Annotated in this window: 14 protein-coding genes and 1 tRNA gene; 6 read left to right on the forward strand and 9 right to left on the reverse strand. The window is 70.6% G+C overall.

Features of this window, described 5'->3' with window-relative positions; genetic code table 11:
• Positions 1 to 3 precede the first annotated feature (3 nt).
• The 4 genes from FJ108_02370 to tilS all read right to left on the reverse strand — a co-directional run bounded on the left by FJ108_02370 (position 4) and on the right by tilS (position 5,064).
• Positions 4 to 855 (reverse strand): TIGR00159 family protein, encoded by an 852-nt coding sequence (locus FJ108_02370; protein MBM4334746.1) that lies wholly within the window; start codon positions 853 to 855, stop codon positions 4 to 6.
• Entirely contained in the window at positions 852 to 1,712 is an 861-nt protein-coding gene (folP, locus tag FJ108_02375; GenBank protein MBM4334747.1) for a dihydropteroate synthase, read from the reverse strand. The genes FJ108_02370 and folP overlap by 4 nt, the downstream gene beginning before the upstream one ends.
• Positions 1,713 to 1,716: 4 nt before the next feature.
• Positions 1,717 to 3,606: an ATP-dependent metallopeptidase FtsH/Yme1/Tma family protein gene (locus FJ108_02380; GenBank protein MBM4334748.1), complete on the reverse strand. Its 1,890-nt coding sequence runs from the start codon at positions 3,604 to 3,606 to the stop codon at positions 1,717 to 1,719.
• Positions 3,607 to 3,714: 108 nt separating this feature from the next.
• Positions 3,715 to 5,064 (reverse strand): tRNA lysidine(34) synthetase TilS, encoded by a 1,350-nt coding sequence (gene tilS / locus FJ108_02385; protein MBM4334749.1) that lies wholly within the window; start codon positions 5,062 to 5,064, stop codon positions 3,715 to 3,717.
• 122 nt (positions 5,065 to 5,186) lie between these two features.
• Between tilS and FJ108_02390 the strand changes: the two genes are divergently transcribed.
• On the forward strand, positions 5,187 to 7,280 hold the full coding sequence (locus FJ108_02390; GenBank protein MBM4334750.1) for a hypothetical protein: 2,094 nt from the start codon (positions 5,187 to 5,189) through the stop codon (positions 7,278 to 7,280).
• Here FJ108_02390 and FJ108_02395 read toward each other — a convergent pair.
• A complete protein-coding gene (locus FJ108_02395) occupies positions 7,263 to 8,129 on the reverse strand; it encodes a hypothetical protein (protein ID MBM4334751.1) in 867 nt (288 codons plus the stop codon). The genes FJ108_02390 and FJ108_02395 overlap by 18 nt on opposite strands.
• A gap of 31 nt (positions 8,130 to 8,160) precedes the next feature.
• Between FJ108_02395 and FJ108_02400 the strand changes: the two genes are divergently transcribed.
• From FJ108_02400 to thiC, 5 genes are all read left to right on the forward strand, one after another.
• Positions 8,161 to 9,642 (forward strand): long-chain fatty acid--CoA ligase, encoded by a 1,482-nt coding sequence (locus FJ108_02400; GenBank protein ID MBM4334752.1) that lies wholly within the window; start codon positions 8,161 to 8,163, stop codon positions 9,640 to 9,642.
• Positions 9,506 to 10,378, forward strand: a complete 873-nt coding sequence (locus FJ108_02405) for a hypothetical protein (GenBank protein ID MBM4334753.1) — start codon at positions 9,506 to 9,508, stop codon at positions 10,376 to 10,378. Before FJ108_02400 ends, FJ108_02405 begins: the two co-directional genes overlap by 137 nt.
• 43 nt (positions 10,379 to 10,421) lie before the next feature.
• Positions 10,422 to 10,498 (forward strand) — tRNA-Met (locus FJ108_02410).
• A 33-nt stretch (positions 10,499 to 10,531) separates the two neighbouring features.
• Positions 10,532 to 11,137: a peptide-methionine (S)-S-oxide reductase MsrA gene (gene msrA / locus FJ108_02415; protein ID MBM4334754.1), complete on the forward strand. Its 606-nt coding sequence runs from the start codon at positions 10,532 to 10,534 to the stop codon at positions 11,135 to 11,137.
• A gap of 14 nt (positions 11,138 to 11,151) precedes the next feature.
• Positions 11,152 to 12,882, forward strand: coding sequence for a phosphomethylpyrimidine synthase ThiC (thiC, locus tag FJ108_02420; protein MBM4334755.1), 1,731 nt, complete (start codon positions 11,152 to 11,154; stop codon positions 12,880 to 12,882).
• A gap of 90 nt (positions 12,883 to 12,972) precedes the next feature.
• Here the strand turns inward: thiC and FJ108_02425 are convergent, their stop codons facing one another.
• The 4 genes from FJ108_02425 to FJ108_02440 are packed head-to-tail and all read right to left on the reverse strand — an operon-like array spanning position 12,973 to position 17,925.
• Positions 12,973 to 13,380 carry a hypothetical protein gene (locus FJ108_02425; protein ID MBM4334756.1) on the reverse strand — a complete coding sequence of 136 codons (408 nt, stop codon included), beginning with the start codon at positions 13,378 to 13,380 and terminating at the stop codon, positions 12,973 to 12,975.
• Complete coding sequence (locus FJ108_02430; GenBank protein ID MBM4334757.1) at positions 13,377 to 13,925, reverse strand: hypothetical protein; 549 nt, start codon at positions 13,923 to 13,925, stop codon at positions 13,377 to 13,379. Before FJ108_02430 ends, FJ108_02425 begins: the two co-directional genes overlap by 4 nt.
• Positions 13,925 to 14,917: a respiratory nitrate reductase subunit beta gene (locus tag FJ108_02435; protein MBM4334758.1), complete on the reverse strand. Its 993-nt coding sequence runs from the start codon at positions 14,915 to 14,917 to the stop codon at positions 13,925 to 13,927. Before FJ108_02435 ends, FJ108_02430 begins: the two co-directional genes overlap by 1 nt.
• Before the next feature lie 38 nt (positions 14,918 to 14,955).
• Entirely contained in the window at positions 14,956 to 17,925 is a 2,970-nt protein-coding gene (locus FJ108_02440) for a twin-arginine translocation signal domain-containing protein (protein MBM4334759.1), read from the reverse strand.
• Positions 17,926 to 18,008 lie beyond the last annotated feature (83 nt).

The following is an 18,008-nucleotide window of genomic DNA, read 5'->3' on the forward strand; positions in this document are numbered from 1 at the left end:
CCCTCAGGTCTCCAGAGCGCGCGCCGGATCGGCGACCACGTCCTTCTCGGGCGGCGTCTCGACGCTCGGCTCGCCACCCGTGAGCTCGAGCAGCGCCTGGCGCAAGCGCGGCCCGTCCAGGTCGGCGCGGATCTCTCCGCCGGCGACCAGCGCGATCCTCCCGGACTCCTCCGATACGACCACGACGAGCGCGTCGGTCTCCTCGGTGAGCCCGACCGCCGCACGGTGGCGCGTGCCGAACGCGCTCGGGAGGTCACCGCGCGTCGCGAGCGGCAGGATGCAGCCCGCGGAGAAGACGCGGCCCCGGCGCACCACGACCGCGCCGTCGTGGAGCGGGGAGTACGGCAGGAAGAGCGAGATCAGCAGGTCGCGCGAGAGCTCGGCGTCCAGCACCGTCCCGTCCTCGACGAACTCGTCGGTCTGCAGCTCGCGCTCGATCGCGATCAGCGCCCCGACGCGGCGCTGCGCGAGCGCCTGACAGGCGCGCACGATCTCCTCGATCGCGTGGGCCTGGTGCATTCGCGCCGGCGCGAACAGCCCGCGACCGACGCGCGTCAGCGCGCGGCGCACGTCCGCCTGGAAGATCACGATCAGGATCAGCAGGCCCGAGGACAGGAAGTTGTCGAGCAGGAACGAGACGGTGGCGAGCTCCAGCAGGTCCGAGAGCCGCCAGGCGAGGACCAGCACCAGCAGGCCGAGCGCCATCTGCGCGGCGCGCGTGCCCTTGATGCGCATCAGCAGCCAGTACACGCACCACGCGACCACGAGGATGTCGAGCGAATCGCGCAGCGGCTGGAAGTTCTCGGCAAAGCTCTCCCAGCGCTCGAGCAGCCAGGTGTAGACGAGCCAGGTCAATTGCGCTCCGGCGCGCGGGCGGCGCGGATCGCGCTCGCCACGTCGACGGCCTGTCGCGTCTCGGCCACGTCGTGGGCCCGCACGGCGCGCGCGCCGGCGAGCACCGCCGCCACGGCCGCGGCCAGCGACCCGTGCAGACGCCGCGACACGGGCGCCCCGGTGAGCGCGCCGATGAACTGCTTTCGCGAGGCGCCGACCAGAATCGGGTAGCCGGTGGCGACGATCTCGTCCAAGCGGCCGAGCAGCGGCAGGTTGTGTCGCAGCGGGTGCTTGCCGAAGCCGAGGCCGGGGTCGAGCCAGATGCGCTCACGCGCGACGCCGGCGCGCTGCGCCAGCGAAGCCTCCGCGAGCAGCTCGTCGCGCACCTCGCGGACCACGTCCCCGTACACGGGATCGTGTTGCATGCTCGCGGGCTCGCCGCGAATGTGGTTCAGCACCAGGGTGGCGCCGTGCTCCGCGCAGACCGCGGCCAGCTCGGCATCGCGCAGCCCCACCACCGCATTCACGATCCGAGCGCCGGCCGCGAGCGCCGCGGCCGCCACGGCGGCGCGTCGGGTGTCGATCGAGATCGGCGTCTCGGTGCGCTTGGCGAGCCCCTCGATCACCGGAAGCACCCGCTCGCGCTCCTCGGCCTCGGAGACGGGCCGGGAGCCCGGCCGCGTCGACTCGCCGCCGACGTCGAGCCAATCCGCGCCCTCCGCGACGAGCGCAAGCCCGTGCTCGATTGCGGCCTCGGCGCAGGGAAACCGCCCACCGTCCGAGAACGAATCGGGCGTCACGTTCACGATCCCCATCACGAGCACGCGCGGGGAAGCGCTCGGCGCGCCGGAGGGCGTTTCCGGCCGCGGCTCCTGCATGCGCCTAGCCCGGAACCGGCTCGGGATCGGGCATGGGCTTCTCGCCGAAGCGCCGGCGCGAGCCGTCTTCCGTCTCGGCCGCCGGCTTCGAGGCCGCGCCGGACGGTCCCCGGCCAACCGGCTCGACGAGGAGTGGCAGCGGGCGGCCCTCGAGCAGCAGACGAAGATCGCTCTCGTCGAGCGTCTCGCGCTCCAACAGCGCCTGCGCGACCCGCTCCAGCGCGTCCCGGTGGTCGATCAGGATCTGCTTGGCCCGTGCGTAGCGCTCGGTCAGGATCGCCGACATCTCCACGTCGATCTGCCGCGCCATGTCGGGGCTGTGCTTGGAGGGAGCGCCGAACTCCCGCCCGATGAACACCGTCGCGTGTTCGTCGTCGAGGCTCATCGGGCCGAGCTTCTCGCTCATGCCGTAGCTGCACACCATGTCGCGGGCGATCTTGGTCGCCTGCGTCAGGTCGTTCGAGGCGCCGGTCGAGAAGTGGTCGAACACCAGCTCCTCGGCCGCGCGCCCGCCCATCGCGCGGGTGATCATCGCGAGCAGCTCGTTCTTCGACACGCAGTATCGATCCTCGGTCGGGAGCGTCATGGTGACGCCGAGGGCTCCGCCGCGCGGAATGATCGTCACCTTGTGGACCGGGTCGCTGTGCTCCTCGAGCATACCGATCAGCGCATGTCCGGCCTCGTGGTAGGCGGTGATGCGCCGCTCTTTCTCGGAGAGGATCAGGCTGCGCCGCTCGGCGCCCATCATGACCTTTTCCTTGGCGCGCTCGAAGTCCCGCATCGCCACGCAGTCGCCGTCGCGGCGCGCGGCGAGAAGCGCGGCCTCGTTCACCAGATTCTCGAGATCCGCGCCGGAGAAGCCCGGCGTGCCTCGCGCAATCACGGTCAGGTTCACGTCCGGCGCGAGCAGCACCCGGCGCGCGTGGACGCGCAGGATCGCCTCGCGGCCGCGAAGGTCGGGCCGGTTCACCGTCACGTGTCGGTCGAAGCGCCCCGGCCGCAGCATCGCCGGATCGAGCACGTCGGGTCGGTTCGTCGCGGCGATGATGATCACGCCCTCGTTCGACTCGAAGCCGTCCATCTCGACCAGGAGCTGGTTCAGCGTCTGCTCGCGCTCGTCGTGGCCACCGCCGAGCCCGGCTCCGCGATGACGGCCGACCGCGTCGATCTCGTCGATGAAGATGATGCACGGCGCGTTCTTCTTGCCCTGCCCGAACAGATCGCGGACGCGGCTCGCGCCGACGCCGACGAACATCTCGACGAAGTCCGAGCCTGAGATCGAGAAGAACGGAACCCCAGCCTCGCCGGCGATCGCGCGTGCGAGGAGCGTCTTGCCCGTTCCCGGGGGGCCGATCAGCAGCACGCCCTTGGGGATCCGTCCGCCCAGCCGTGTGAACTTCTTGGGATCGCGCAGGAAGGAGACGATCTCCTCGAGCTCGGACTTCGCCTCTTCGATTCCCGCGACGTCCGCGAACGTCACCCGCTGTGAATTCTCGGAGAGCAGCTTCGCGCGCGACTTGCCGAAGCTCATCGCCTTGCCCCCGCCCGACTGCAGCTGGCGGAAGAGCAGGAACCAGAGCCCGATGAAGAGCAGCATCGGCAGCCAGCTGATCAGCATCGACTGCCAGAGCCCGCCGTCGTCCTGCGCGGTGTAGGTCGTGTCGACCTTGTGCTTCTTCAGCAGCTTCGCGAAGCGGTCGCCGCCGGCCGGCCCGTTGGTCGCGAAGGTCGAGGCATCGTCGAACTTGCCTTCGATGTGCTCGCCCTTGACGGTGATCGAAGCCACCTCGCCCGCCTCGAGGCGCGTGAGGAAGTCCGAGTAGCGGATCTCGTTCGGCTCTTGCGGGGTCCCGCCGAACAGGCTGAAGATGGCCAGCAGCACGAACATGGCCATCGCAAGCGTCAGCAGATTCTTGTAAAGGTGGTTCAACTCACCTCCGGGGGAGTGCCTGGCTCGGCGTTCTGCCGCCAAACGCTCGGATTCTCTTGCAATCTAGCAACTTCACCTCGGGCTTGGAAGGCACACGGCGCGAAGCTCGCGCCCGCCCTCGCCGTCCCGCGTTGCCTCGCTGCGAAACAGACCTGGCACCCAGACGATCTCTCCATCCCGCTCGACGACCACCGCTCGCGCCCGCGCCTGTCTGGACCATCGGGCGCTGGCGAACGCCTCCTTGAGCGGACGCTCGCGACCCCTCGAGAGAATCCGATCGTCGGCGCTCGGACTCCGTGCGATCAGTGCGAGCTGCGGACGAGCGGGAAGGCGAAGCAGGCGACGCGGGGGATCCGGTGCGGTGCACGGGTGCCAGCTGAGACGGAGGCCTCGATCGGGGAATTCGAGCGAGCCCTCGAGCGGAACCTCGACGCGGAGCGGAGCGGGAGGACTCGGTCCGATCGACGGGCCGAGCCAGAGCCGCTGTCGATCTCGGAGCAGCTTGAAACCGCAGGGGAGCGAGAGCTCACGGCCGGTCTCGCCGCGCGCGACGAACGCGTCGATCCGCTCGACGTGCGCGCGGGAGAGCGCCGCGTCCAGCCCCTCGCGGGCGGCCAGCGCGTGCAGCGCGCGCCGTCTCTGGCCGACCTCGAGCGCGGCGAGCTTCGCAGCGTCGAGCCAGAGTCCGCCGTCGCCGCGGCTGGAGAGCTGCTCGAGGCGCTCGCCCAGCGCTCCGATCAGCGCCGCGTCCTGCTCCGCCGCCAGCTCCGCAAGCGACGCCAGCCGCTCGCTCGCGCCCGGGTGCATCGAGTCGAGCGCCGGCAGGATCTCCAGGCGCAGGCGATTCCTCGGGGTCGCCGGGTCCCCGTTGGTCGCATCCTCGCGGAACGAGAGCCCACGCTCGGCGAGATAGCGGCGCAGCTCCGCACGTCGCGTCGCGAGCAGCGGGCGAAGCACGCGACCGCCATCCAGGCTCGGACGGATCGCTGCGAGCCCGCCGATCCCGGTTCCGCGCACCGCGCGGAGCAGCACGGTCTCGGCCTGATCGTCGAGGTGGTGCGCCGTCGTCAGGTGCGCGTGATGCCCGGCCACTCGGATCCGCTCGAGCGCCTCGTAGCGGAGCGAGCGCGCGCGCGCCTCCGGGGACCGGCCATCGCGCGCCGACGCATCGACCCTCTCGAAGGCGAATGGCACCCCCAGCGATCGCGACAGCTCCGCCACGAACGCGAGGTCGGCGTCCGCCTCGCGCCCGCGCAGCCCGTGGTGGACGTGCGCCGCGGCAACGCGCTGGCCGATGCCGAGCAGCGCGTGCAGGAGCGCGACCGAGTCGGCCCCGCCCGAGACCGCCACGAGCACGCGGGCATCGCGCCGCACCCCGTGGGCGCGGAGAAATCGAGCCAGCTCCCGATGGATCGGATCCACGGCGACAGAGTACGGATCCGACCGTCGCCGCCAAGCTCCCGGGGCCCTAAACAAGGTTCTGCCGCGGGCCGAAGACTCCTCTGACGCGCCGTGCAGCGCGAGGCGGGGGGGAGCGGCTTCTCTTGACGGAGATCGCCTGGATCGAGCGCGTCCTGGGATCGCTGACCCGGCTTTCGGCCGGCTTCGACTGGACGGTCGGCGCGGCGCTCGCCGCCGCGGCGGCCCTGCTCGTCGTCCTGTTGGCCTGGCGGCTGCGCCGTGACAAGTCGAGCCGCGGAGGCGCTCCCGTCGACGCCGAGGTCGAGTACCGGAAGCTCGTCGAGCAAGGCGAGTTCGAGCGCGCGGCAGATCTGCTGGTCGAGCGACAGCAGGTCGCGCGGGCTCTGCCGCTCTACGAGCGCGCCGGCGCGAAGCCGAAGCTCGCTCGCGCGCTGCTTTTGGCGAAGCAGCCCGCGCGAGCCGCGCGCGTCTATTCCGAGCTCGGCCGGCACGCCGAGGCCGCGCATCACTTCCAGAGCGCGGGCCTCTGGCGCGAAGCCGGCGAGGCGCTGCTTCTCACGGGCGAGGAGCGCGAGGCCGCCGAGCTCTTCGAGCGCGCCGGCGATCTAGAACGGGCCGCGCAGCTGCACCGGCGGCTCGGCGATGCGGAGAGCGCCTCGCGGCTGTTTGCCCGCGCGGGCCTGGGCATCGCGGCCGCGGAGACGCTGCTCGAATCGCGCGGCCGCACACCGCGCTGGCTGCGCCGCGCCGCCGAGCTCTACGAGTCCGCCTCCGAATGGGATCAGGCGGCGGGCTGCTACGCGGAGGCCGGCGATCCGCGCCAGGCGGCGGAGCTGTACGAGAAGGTCGGCCAGCAGGAGCAGGCGGCCCGCGCCTACGAGCGCGCGGGCGTCCACGAGCGCGCCGCGAGCTGCTTCGAGCGGGCGGGCAAGCGATCGGAGGCGCGCGCCTGCTGGGAGCGCGCGGGCGACCGCCTGCGCGCGGCGGAGATGGCGCTCGAGGACGGCGATCACCTCGCCGCGGGCCGCGCATTCTACGAGCTGGGCTCCTACGAGCGCGCCGTCGACACACTTTCGCGTATCCCGTCGGGCGCGGCCGGAGCGCGCGACGCCTCGCGGCTGCTCGCCAGGATCTTCCTCGAGAAGGGCCTGATCGACCGCGCCAGGGAGAAGCTCGATGCGTCGGCCGGGGGAAGCGGCTACACGAAGGACGATCTGGAGCTTCTGCTCCTGCTCGCGACCGCGTTGGAGCGGATCGGCGACGTGGCGGGTGCAGTCGGCACGCTCGAGCGCATCGCGCAGGTCGATTCGCGCTACGCCGACATCGAGGCTCGAATCGAACGGCTCGCCGAGCGCGCGCCCGGCAACGCCACGGCTCCGTCGCTCGCGACGTCGGCCGACGACCGCTACGAGCTTCGCGACGAGATCGGGCGCGGCGGGATGGGCATCGTCTATCTCGCGAGCGACCGGGAGCTCGGGCGCGCCGTCGCGATCAAATTCCTCCCCGGCGAGCTCGCCGCGAATCCGCAGGCCGTGCAGATGTTCCGCGCCGAGGCGCGCGCGGCGGCGGCGATGAACCACCCCAACATCGTGCACATCTACGACGTCGCGGTGGTGAACGGCCAGCCGTGCATCGTGATGGAGTACGTGCAGGGTCGAACCGTGCGGGAGGTGATGCGGATCCGCGGCTCGAGCAGCCGCCAGCCGCTTCCGCCCCACCGCGTCGCGGAGATCGGGCGCGAGATCTGCCGCGCGCTCGGCTACGCGCACCGCTCCAACGTGATCCACCGCGACGTGAAGCCGTCGAACATCCTGCTCACCGCCGACGGCAGCGCGAAGCTGATGGACTTCGGCATCAGCAAGGCGCTGGAGACCGGAAGCGAGGCGCTCACCGAGGCCCGCGGCACGCCGCAGTACATGCCGCCGGAGCAGATCCTCGGCCACGAGATCGACGGGCGCGCCGACCTCTACGCGCTCGGGATCTCGATGTTCGAGATGGCGACCGCCGAGCGCCCCTTCAGCGGCGAAGGCGTGGTCGACCAGCAGCTGCACGCGCCGCTTCCCGATCCGCGCCGGCTGCGCCCGGAGATCCCCGAGGGGCTGGTCGCGATCCTGAAGCGCGCCTGCCAGAAGGATCCGGACGGCCGCTTCGCGTCCGCGCACGAGATGGCCCAGGCGCTCGACGCGCTGCTGGAGAGCTCAGGGAAGCAGCGCTGAGGCGGCTCCGACGCTGACGATCGTTCGCTTGGCGTCGTCCTTCTCGACCCAGATCTCGTACTCGCGCCGCGTGAACGCGCCTTCTGCGTTCTCCGAGCGAAGTTTCGCGCGGGCGCGCACGCGCTCGCCGCCCCAGAGCACGTTCACGAGCTTCAGATCCATGCGTCCACCCGCGAGCCAGCCCATGCCGTGCGCGTTGCCCATGACCTGCGAAGCGAGGCAGGTCGAGAGCATCCCCTGCACGACGACGTCGGGAAAGCCGAGCTTCTTCGCCTCGTCGGGGTCGGTGTGGTAGTTCCGCGCGGGCCCCGAGAAGCGCCAGCAGGTGGCGAGGTCGACCCGTAGCTCGACCGGCTCGAGCTCGGGGCCGTCGCCCTCCCCGACCGCGCGCCGCTCTTTCTTCTCCGCCGAGGCGCGGTCCACGACGTACGCGCCGTCCGCCTGCGGCAGCTCGGCGAGGAACGACTGGTGCGTTCGCGAACGCACCAGGAGCCTCCCGCTCTCGTCGCAGTAGTCGACCTCGTTCACGACGAAGTCGCGGTCGCGCTTGCGATAGCGCTCGATCACGGTCGAGCGGGTGCGCACCGTCGAGCCGGCGCGGATCGGCGCGAAGAGCAGCCACTCCTGGCGCGCGTGCAGGTTTCCGACCAGGTTGCGCAGGTACCAGCGCTCCAGGTGCGCGTAGACCTCGCTGTGGTAGAGCAGCGGCGGCGCGACGCCCTCGCGCGCGTACACCGAATTGCTGTCGGCGAAGGTGTCGCAGTAGAACGCGATCACCTGCGGCGAGATCGCGCGCTCCGCCTGGTGGACGAGATCTCCGACTCGAACCGGCTGGCCTTTGAGGTTCACGCCGCGATTCTGTCACACTCGGGCCACCGCCATGCGCCGCGATCCAGGGCCAGAAGCAAACGTCGGGACCTGGCTCGCCGCCCACGCCGACGCCCGAGGCGACCACCCCGCGCTCGTCGTCGAGGCGAGCGGGGAGCGCATCTCGTACGCGGAGCTCGAGGCGCGCGTGAACCGCGCGGCCGCGGCCCTCTCGGCGCTCGGCGTCGTCGCGGGCGATCGGGTCGCACTCGCGCTCCCGAGCGAGCCTCTGTACCTGGAGCTGTATTTCGCAAGCGCGCTGCTCGGCGCGATCCTGATTCCGCTGAACACCCGGCTCACCGCGGCCGAGCTCGGCTTCCAGATCGAAGATTCCGAGCCGCGCTTGGTGGTGAGAGAGGGGGCGATCGAGATTCCCTACCGGTCCGGCACGCACCAGCTCGCTCCCGACGAGCTCCGCGCGCGCATGCCCGGTCGCGCCGAGCGTCCCGCCGCCGCGCCCGGCGGCGAGAGCCCGCAGGCGATCCTCTACACCAGCGGCACGACCGGGCGACCCAAAGGCGCCGTGCTTCCGCACCGCAAGACCTACTGGAACTCGCGCAACGCCGAGCGCTACTTCGAGCTCGTGGGCGACGACGTCGTCGTGGTGCCGATCCCGCTGTTCCACTCCTTCGGCCTGAAGATCCTCTCGGTTCCCGCGCTCTTCGCCGGCGCGACGGCCGTGCTCGTCGACCGCTTCGATCCGATCGGGCTTGCGGACTGCATCGCGCGGGAGCGAGCGACCCTGCTCGGCGCGGTGCCCGTGATGTACGAGCGCATGCTCGCCGCGGGGCTCGAGCCGGCCAAGCTCGAAACGCTGCGCTTCGCGTTCAGCGCGGGAGCCGCGCTCGGCGTCGAGACGATCGAGCGCTACGCGCGGCTGGGAATCCGCCTGAAGCAGGGCTACGGCCAGACCGAGACATCGATCCTGTGCTGTCTGGACGCGGCAGACGCGCTTCGCAAGGCCGGCTCGGTCGGAAGACCGGTCGCCTTCGGCGAGGTGCGCATCGCCGACGAGAACGGGCGGGACGTTCCGCGCGGCACCCGCGGCGAGATCGTCGTGCGCGGCCCGATCGTGATGACCGGCTACTGGCGCCGTCCGGAGGAGACCGAGCAGAGCCGGATCGACGGCTGGCACCGCACCGGCGATCTCGGCGTGATGGATGACGAGGGGATCATCACGCTCGTCGGCCGTCTGAAGGAGCTCTACATCAGCGGCGGAGAGAACGTGTACCCGGCCGAGGTGGAGCGGGTGCTCGGCCAGCACCCGCAGGTCGCCGAGGTCGCGGTCGTGGGCGTGCCCGACGAGACCTGGGGCGAGGCCGGTCGCGCCTACGTGGTCGCGGCGAGCGCCGAGCTCGATGCGAGCGCCCTGCTCGCCTGGGCGGGACGGCGCCTGGCGCGCTACAAGCTCCCGCGAGAGGTGGTCGTGGTCGCCGAGCTCCCGCGCACGGCCTCGGGGAAGGTGCAGAAGCATGCGCTCCTGGCTCGCTCTTAGCGCAACCGGGCTGCTGCTCTCGGGCTGCGTGCTGGTCGAGTGGATCGGCGGCCCGGCTCCGGCGTCGAAGCCGGCCCTCGACGCAGATCTGGTGCAGCGCGGCGCAGCCCTGTTCGCGGATCGGAGGCTCTCCGGCGACGGCACGCGAAGCTGCGCCAGCTGCCATCCGGGCGGCGGCGAGGATCGCAAGGTCTACTTGGACGGAGAGAGCGTCGAGCCGGGCACGCCCGGAGGCCTGCGCACGCCGAGCCTGCGCGGGCTCTGGCAGACGGCGCCCTACCTCTGGGATGGCTCGGCGACGACGCTTCGGGCTGCGACGGACCGAATGCTCGCGCTAGAGATGCGCGGCGGGTCGCTGTCGGGCCGGGACGCGGACGCCCTCGAGTCCTATCTGCTCTCGCTTGCGCCCTTCGATCGCGGTCGCATCCAGCCCGATGGAGCGCCCGTCGAGCCGGTGAACCTGACCGCGCGAAAGGGGTTCGCGGTCTTCGCCGAGGCGGGCTGCGCGGACTGCCACCCAGCGCCCGCGTTCGCGCGCGCGCGGACGAGCGACGTGGGTACGGGTGGTCGGTTCTCGGTCCCGACGCTGCGCGGCGTGGCGACGCGCGGCCCCTGGGGTCACGACGGGCGGTTTGCGGATCTGGAGTCGGCCGTTCGCGCCGTCGCGGCCGGAAGCGGCGTCGAGCTCGGAAGCGACCAGATGTCCCAGCTGCTGGCCTACCTCGCGCTCCTGTAGCAGCCGCGCGCGGGTCCGGTTAGTGTTCTGCGCCCGCGAGTCTGGCGATGTAGCTCAGCTGGTTAGAGCAGGCGGCTCATATCCGCCGTGTCGGGGGTTCGAGTCCCTCCATCGCCACCCGCCCCCGAGCGAGCCTTGACCAGGAGGGAGCTGATGGCCGCCGCCGGCGAAGATTTTCCAGAGCCCGAGCGAGACATCCACGCCGCACCCGGAGCCGCGCCGCAGACCGCGGTCCTCGCGGGCGGCTGCTTCTGGTGCACCGAAGCCGTCTTCCAGCCGCTGGACGGCGTGCTCGAGGTCGTTTCCGGCTACGTCGGCGATGTCGCGTCGAAGGCGGACTACGAGACCGTCTGCGGCGGTGGGACGAATCACGCCGAGGCGATCCGGATCCGTTTCGATCCGGCGCGGATCCGCTTCGGGGAGCTGCTCGAGGTCTTCTTCTCGGTCGCGCACGATCCGACGCAAGTCGATCGGCAGGGCAACGACGTCGGGCGACAGTACCGCTCGGCGATCTTCTTCGCCGACGAGGAGCAGAAGAGCGTCGCACAGGCGTACATCGCACAGCTCGAGCGGGCGAAGATCTTCGCAGCGCCGATCGCGACTCGTCTGGAGCCGCTCGCGGAGTTCTTTCCCGCCGAGGGATACCACCAGAATTACGCGGCGCGGAATCCTCATCAGCCCTACATCGCCGCGATCGCGCTGCCGAAGGTCGCAAAGCTCCACAAGCTCTACGCGAGGCGGCTGAAGTCGCTTCGCTAGGGTACGATCTGCCGATGAGCGACCACCGCCACTTCCCTCGCTCGCGGCGCGTCCACCTGCTCGGCTCCCGCGCGGATCTGCGCGTTCCGCTGCGCGAGATCGAGCTCACGCCACGCGCCGGACAGTCGGCCGATGGCCCGGTCCGCGTCTACGACACGAGCGGACCGCACGGCGACGCGCAGCTCTCGGTCGATCTCACGGCGGGCCTGCCGAAGCTCCGCGACGCCTGGATCCGCGAGCGCGGCGACGTCGAGGAGTACCCGGGCCGGCCCGCGCGGCCCGACGACGACGGCCGGCGCGCGAGCGCGACGCCGGCCTTTCCCGGCCGTCGCGTCGCTCCGCTTCGCGCGCGCGCGGGCCGCAACGTCAGCCAGATGCACTACGCGCGGCGCGGCATCGTGACGCCCGAGATGGAGTTCGCCGCGCTTCGCGAGGGCGTGGCGCCGGAGCTCGTGCGCAGCGAGATCGCCTGCGGCCGCGCGATCCTGCCCAACAACGTGAACCACCCCGAGAGCGAGCCGATGCTGATCGGCCGGCGCTTCCTGGTGAAGGTGAACGCGAACATCGGCAACTCGGCCGTCTCGTCCTCGATCGACGAAGAGGTCGAGAAGCTGCTCTGGTCGATCCAGTGGGGCGCCGACACCGTGATGGACCTCTCCACCGGCGCGAACATCCACACCACGAGAGAGTGGATCATCCGCAACTCGCCGGTGCCGATCGGAACCGTGCCGATCTACCAGGCGCTCGAGAAGGTCGGCGGGCGCGCGGAGGAGCTCACGCCGCAGCTCTTCCTCGACACACTGATCGAACAGGCGGAGCAAGGCGTCGACTACTTCACGATCCACGCCGGTGTACGGCTGCGCTACGTGCCGCTCACCGCCGATCGCCTCACCGGGATCGTCTCGCGCGGCGGCTCGATCATGGCGAAGTGGTGCCTGGCGCATCACCAGGAGAGCTTCCTCTACACGCACTTCCGCGAGATCTGCGAGATCATGAAGACCTACGACATCGCGTTCTCGCTCGGCGACGGGCTGCGCCCGGGCTCGATCGCGGACGCGAACGACGCCGCGCAGTTCGCGGAGCTCGAGACGCTGGGTGAGCTGACGAAGATCGCCTGGGAGAGCGACGTGCAGGTCATGATCGAGGGCCCGGGTCACGTGCCGATGCACCTGATCAAGGAGAACATGGACCGGCAGCTCGAGGTCTGTCACGAGGCGCCGTTCTACACGCTCGGGCCACTCACGACCGACATCGCGCCCGGCTACGACCACATCACCTCGGCGATCGGCGCGGCGATGATCGGGTCGCTGGGCACGGCGATGCTCTGCTACGTGACGCCCAAGGAGCACCTGGGGCTGCCCGATCGCGACGACGTGCGGACGGGCGTGATCACGTACAAGATCGCCGCGCACGCGGCCGACCTCGCGAAGGGTCACCCGGGCGCGCGGCTCCGCGACGACGCGCTCTCGAAGGCGCGCTTCGAGTTCCGCTGGGAGGACCAGTTCAACCTCTCGCTCGATCCCGAGACCGCGCGCCGCTACCACGACGCCACGCTGCCCGCGGAGAACGCCAAGGTCGCTCACTTCTGCTCCATGTGCGGACCGAAGTTCTGCAGCATGGAGATCACCCAGCAGGTGCGCGAGTACGCGCAGAAGAAGCGCCTCGAGGACGCGGTCGCGCTCGAGGAAGGGCTGGCCGAGAAGTCGCGCGAGTTCGTCGCGGGCGGCGTCCGGATCTACCGCTAGTCGCGGCTCAGTCGGAATCGGGTCCGAGCGCCCCGAGCGCGCGCAGATCGGACTCGAAGCGCTCGGTGAGAGCGCCGAGCGCGGCGTGAGCTACTCCCAGGCCCGTGCGCGCCGCCGCGCACCAGGGCAGCAGGTAGCGGGGAGCACGTCGTCCTCGCGGTCGATCGCGGCCGCGAGAGCCTCGCAGCTCGGCGCGAGGTGGTCCGGCGGGAGCGCCTGCTCCTGCCAGCGCAGACCGAGAAAGTGGAGCACGCGCATCCACTCCTCGCGCGCGTGCCCGCCCTCGAGGCCGAGCGCGGCGTGCAGCAGGAGCGGAACGCTGGGCCGCGGCGAGCCGACGTGGAACGCGGCCCAGTACGCGGGCTCGAGGTCGGCGAAGCGTCCGGGCAGACCGAGCGCGTCCCACGCTTCGTCGCGAAGCTCGCGCGAGGCGAGCGGACTCCAGATCCGCGCCCAGCCGACGAACGGCAGCGCCCGCGCGCGCGATGCCGCGCTCACGCCGCGATCTCGAGCCACCCGGAAGAGACCGACTTCAGACCGCCGCGATCGTTCTGCGCTCCCTGCCACACCGCGATCGCGAGCTTGCGCTGCGCTTCGAGCAGCGCCCAGCCCTCGAGCTCGAACAAGAGCCGCCAGCGTCCGCTCTTCCACTCCGCGCTCGCGCGCCAGCCCGCCGGCGCCGCCGCGCGCGTGACGGTTCCGAGGCCTTGGGCGCTCACACCGAAGAGCGGCTCGCGATCGGCGCGCCAGAGCGCCCCCTCGACGGATTTCCCTGGCGCGCCCATCGTGAGCCACGGCGCATCGGCGACCGACGGCGCGAGAACCGCCGCCGCGTCGGTGAATCGATCGACGTCGTCGGCGAGCGCGCGCGGCTCTTGCGCGCAGGCCCAGACCAGCTCGACCCGCCACAGACTCCCGGACTTCGAGGTCTCGAGCTCGACGACCGGGGTTCGCGGCGCGTCTCGCCCCACGTAGGCGACCGGGACGTACCCGCCGGGAGACATCCCCGTCGGCGCAGCGATCAGCGAGACCTTGCGGCGCATCAGAGCACCTCCCGCTTGCGCGGGCCGAGCGCGAAGTTCTGGTTCCAGTCGTAGGCGATCAGAAGATCCATGAGCTCGCTCGGCTCTCCGCTGCGGCGTTTGGCCCGCTCGGCTTCGAGCGTCGCGAGCACCTCCGGCACGCGCTCGCCGAACAGGCTCACCAGGTAGCGGGTCGGAATTCGCGGCTCGTCGGTGGGACGCCCCTGCGCATCGAGCTTGGGCGGGCTCATCGGCATGACGTAGAAGACGTTCGGGCCGAGCTCGAACTCGGGGTGCAGCGGAAGCGCAACGCGGTGCTTGTGGACGAGCTTCCAGATCGGCCCGGCTTCGTCGTCGAGATAGCCGACGAAGCGCAGTCGCCCCGGGCACTGCCGCGCGCACGCCGGCGCGACGCCCTCCTCGATTCGCGGCAGACAGAAGATGCACTTGGTCGAGACCTGCCGCAGCGGATCGAAGTAGACCTTCTTGTACGGGCACGCTTCGACGCAGAAGCGGTAGCCGTGGCAGCGATCCTGATCGACCAGCACGATTCCGTCCTCGTCGCGCTTCTCGATCGCATGACGCGGACAGGCGTCGAGGCAGGCCGGGTGCGTGCAGTGGTTGCACAGGCGCGGCAGGTAGAAGTAGTGGTTGTCCTGCGGGTACTCGCCGGCGCCGCGATCCTCGTCCCAGTTCGCGCCCCAGTGGGGCTTCTCGTTCGGGCGCAGCCACGGCTTGCCCTCGCCCTCGCCTGCGCGCTTTCGCACCTCGTCGTGATTGAAGGTCCAGGCGCGCCCGTAGTCGTCGTCGAGCGTCGGGATCCGGCCCGCCTTCACTCCGCCGTCGGGCGTGCGGCCGCCGCTCTCGCCCCAACCGCGCGGATAGCCGGCGCCGGGGAGCGTCTCGACGTTGTTCCAGTACGCATAGCCCGTGCCGGTGTCCTTGTTCCAGAGCTTCTTGCAGGCGATCGTGCACGTCTGGCAGCCGATGCACTTGTTCAGGTCGAGCACCATCGCGATCTGTCGCTTCACCGGATTCGCGTTCGCCATGGCTAGGACTCCTGCGCCGCGCGGATCGCATCGACCGCGTCGGCCCTTCGTGGACGGATCGCGACCCGCGTGTCCTGCACCTGCGTGCCCGGCGCCCAGACGCCGAAGCGCCAGCGCAGCTGGCCCTCGCCGCCCGCGAAGTGGAGCGGGTTCATCAGCCCAGGCGTCACGAACTTGTAGCTCTCGTGCTTCGGAAACTGGTGCGGCTCCCAGGCGTGGAAGTAGTAGGCGACCCCCGGCCGGACCATCGACGAGTGCTTCACGCGCATGAACACCAGCCCGAAGCGGTTCTCGAGCTCGGCCCATTCGCCGTCGGCGATCCCGAGCCGCTCCGCGTCGCGCGGGTTCAGGTAGAGCGCCGGCTCGCCGCGCTGCAGTCGCAGAAGCATGGGATCGTCGCGCCAGACGCTGTGGATGCTCCAGCGCGCGTGACACGAGATCAGCTGGAACGGCAGGTCCCCCCCCGCCTTCGGGCTCTCGATGTGGGACGGGAGCGCCTCCCCGGCCTGCAGGAACCAGGGATGATCGACGTAGAACTGCTGTCGACCGGTGCGCGTGGGCCAGGGCCACTTCTCTTCGGTGAAGTGGGTGCAGGCGCGCAGCACGCCGTCGCCCTTCCAGGAGTCGTTCCAGAGCTGCGCCTGACCGCCCGGTCCGCCCGCGCCCTTGAACTTCTCGACGCCGGTGCGCTCGAGCCCCGCGACGGTCATGCCCTGGGTCGTGCCCGAGCTGTCGAGGATGTGCTGCATGACCTTGTCGGTGTCTTTGGGGCCGAACTCGCCATGGTACGAGAAGCGATCACCGATCGTGGTGAGATCGACCTCGAGCTTCCCGCAGCCGGGCAACACCGGCGTTCCGCGCTCTCGCGCGACCCGCTGCACCTGCTGCGCCAGACGCCAGAAGATCTCCCACTCGTCCTTCGAGTCGCCGACCGGCGGCACCGCGGCGTCGCAGTAGTGGAGGTAGGGGATGTAAGCGACGGTGTACTTGATGCCGCGCTTCTCGTAGTAGCCGGCGGCGGGCAGCAGGTAGTCGGCGTGCATTCCGGTGAACGTGAACTTGGGATTCACGTCGACCACCAGGTCCAGCGCGGGCCAGAGGTGCTCGAGCGAGCGCTGCGGAAGATTGGAGCGGCGAAGCACGTTGTTGCCGCCGGTCACCCAGGCGCGGGCCGCCTTGGTCGGGAAGCGCGGCATCCAGCCCTTCTCGCGCGCCTCGCGGTCGTAGTCGGTGAGCGGACGCGGATAGAGGTTCGCCTGCTCGCGGTCGAGATCTCCGGCGATTCCCTGGTAGCCGAGATTCAGGCTCGCGGCGTTTCCCACGCACGCCAGCTCCTCGGTCATCTCCGCGGCGAGGTCCCAGACGGCGAGCTGCGTGCTGATCCGACCGCGCACGCGCTCGACCGCGAGGTCGAAGAGCGTGCTCATGTCGAGGTGCATGAAGAGCTCGAGCCGCCCGCGCATGCCGGTGTGCGACCCGATGCCGAGCCCGCCCGTCTCGATCCAGCCCGTGGAGTGGTAGCCCGAGCCCTTCCGTCCCACCGCGCCCTTCAGCGACAGGCAGAGGATCTTCGCGCGGTTCATCTGGTCGGAGTGGAAGAAGCGGTTCGAGCCCCAGCTCGACAGCACCATCGGCCGCTTCGCGCGCGCGAAGCCCTCGGCGAACTTCTCGATCTGCTCGGGGGCGAGTCCGGTCACTTCTGCGCTGGCCTCGAAGCTCCACGGCTCGAGGTGCTCGCGGAGCAGAGAGCCGACGGGAACGACCACGGTCTCGCTGCCATCGCGAAGCTTCACGCTGAAGCGGCCCTCGATCGGCGGAGCGAGCGCGCCGCCGCCGAGCCGCGGCTGATCCGTGTTGGTCGGAGCGCCCGGGGCGGCGACCGGAGCGCCCGCCTTCGCGTCCCAGACGTACACCAGCTCGCGTCGCCCGGCCTCGAGCAGATCCGCCTCGTTCAGGAAGCGGCCGGTGTCCAGTCGCACCAGGATCGGCAGGTCGGTCTGCTCGCGGACGTAGTCCAGATCGATGCGGCCGGTGTTCCAGATGTGCCGCGCGGTCGCCAGCGCCAGGGCCGCGTCGGCCCCGGGCCGGATCGGAATCCATTGATCCGCGTGCACGGCGGTGGCGCTGTACTGCGGATCGATCACCACCAGCTCGGCGCCGTTGTACTTCGCCTCGAACAGGAAGTGAGCGTCGGGGATCTGAGTCACGGCCGGGTTCATCATCCAGACGACGAGATAGTCGGAGAGGAACCACTCGTCGGAGCTTCCGCCGACGTGGGGAAAGCCGAACGTGATCGTAGCGCCGTGGTTCAGATCGCCGATCTCCGCCCAGTCGTCGGAGAGCGTGGCTCCGGCCAGGCCGAAGAAGCGCACCCGCCCGGCGGTGGTCGGGCCCTGGTCGAAGTGGGGGCCGAGATCGTGGATGATGCTGTCGGTGCCGTCCTTCTCGGCGATCGTCACCAGCTTCTCCGCGATCTCGCGCAGCGCGTCGTCCCAGGAGATCTGCTGCCACTGACCGCCGCCGCGCGGGCCTACGCGCTTCAGCGGAACGGTGAGTCGGCTCGGGCCGTACATGACCTCGGTGTAGCAGGCGCCCTTCTGACAGCCGCGCGGATTGAAATCGGGAACACCGGGCTCCGAGGCGGTGTAGCTCGCGGTCTGCTCCTCGCGGACGACGATCCCGTCCTTCACGTACAGGTCGAAGTTGCACGCGCTGCGGCAGTTCAGCCAGCCGTGCGTTCCCTTCGCGACGTGGTCCCAGCTCCAGCGCTGCCGGTAGAGATCCTGCCAGCTGCCGAGCTTGGTCGGATCGCGCGCGACGCTTCCCGCCGGGAGCTCGGCCGCGATCGCCTCTTCGCGGAGATGCAGGAGCGGAAGTCCGCCCACCGCGGTCGCGGCCGCCGCCATGCCGGAGAGCTTCAGGAAGCGGCGTCGGTCGAGCCACGTGAAGCGCGAGCCACTGGCGACGGTCATGTTCGCTTCTCCCGCCGCATCGAGGTGCGGATCTTCTTCGCGGATTCTGAACGACCCGCTCGCTCGGGTCGAGCGCGCGAGCG

The sequence above is a fragment of the Deltaproteobacteria bacterium genome, assembly GCA_016875225.1.
In the GTDB taxonomy this organism is placed as follows: Bacteria; Myxococcota_A; UBA9160; order SZUA-336; family SZUA-336; genus VGRW01.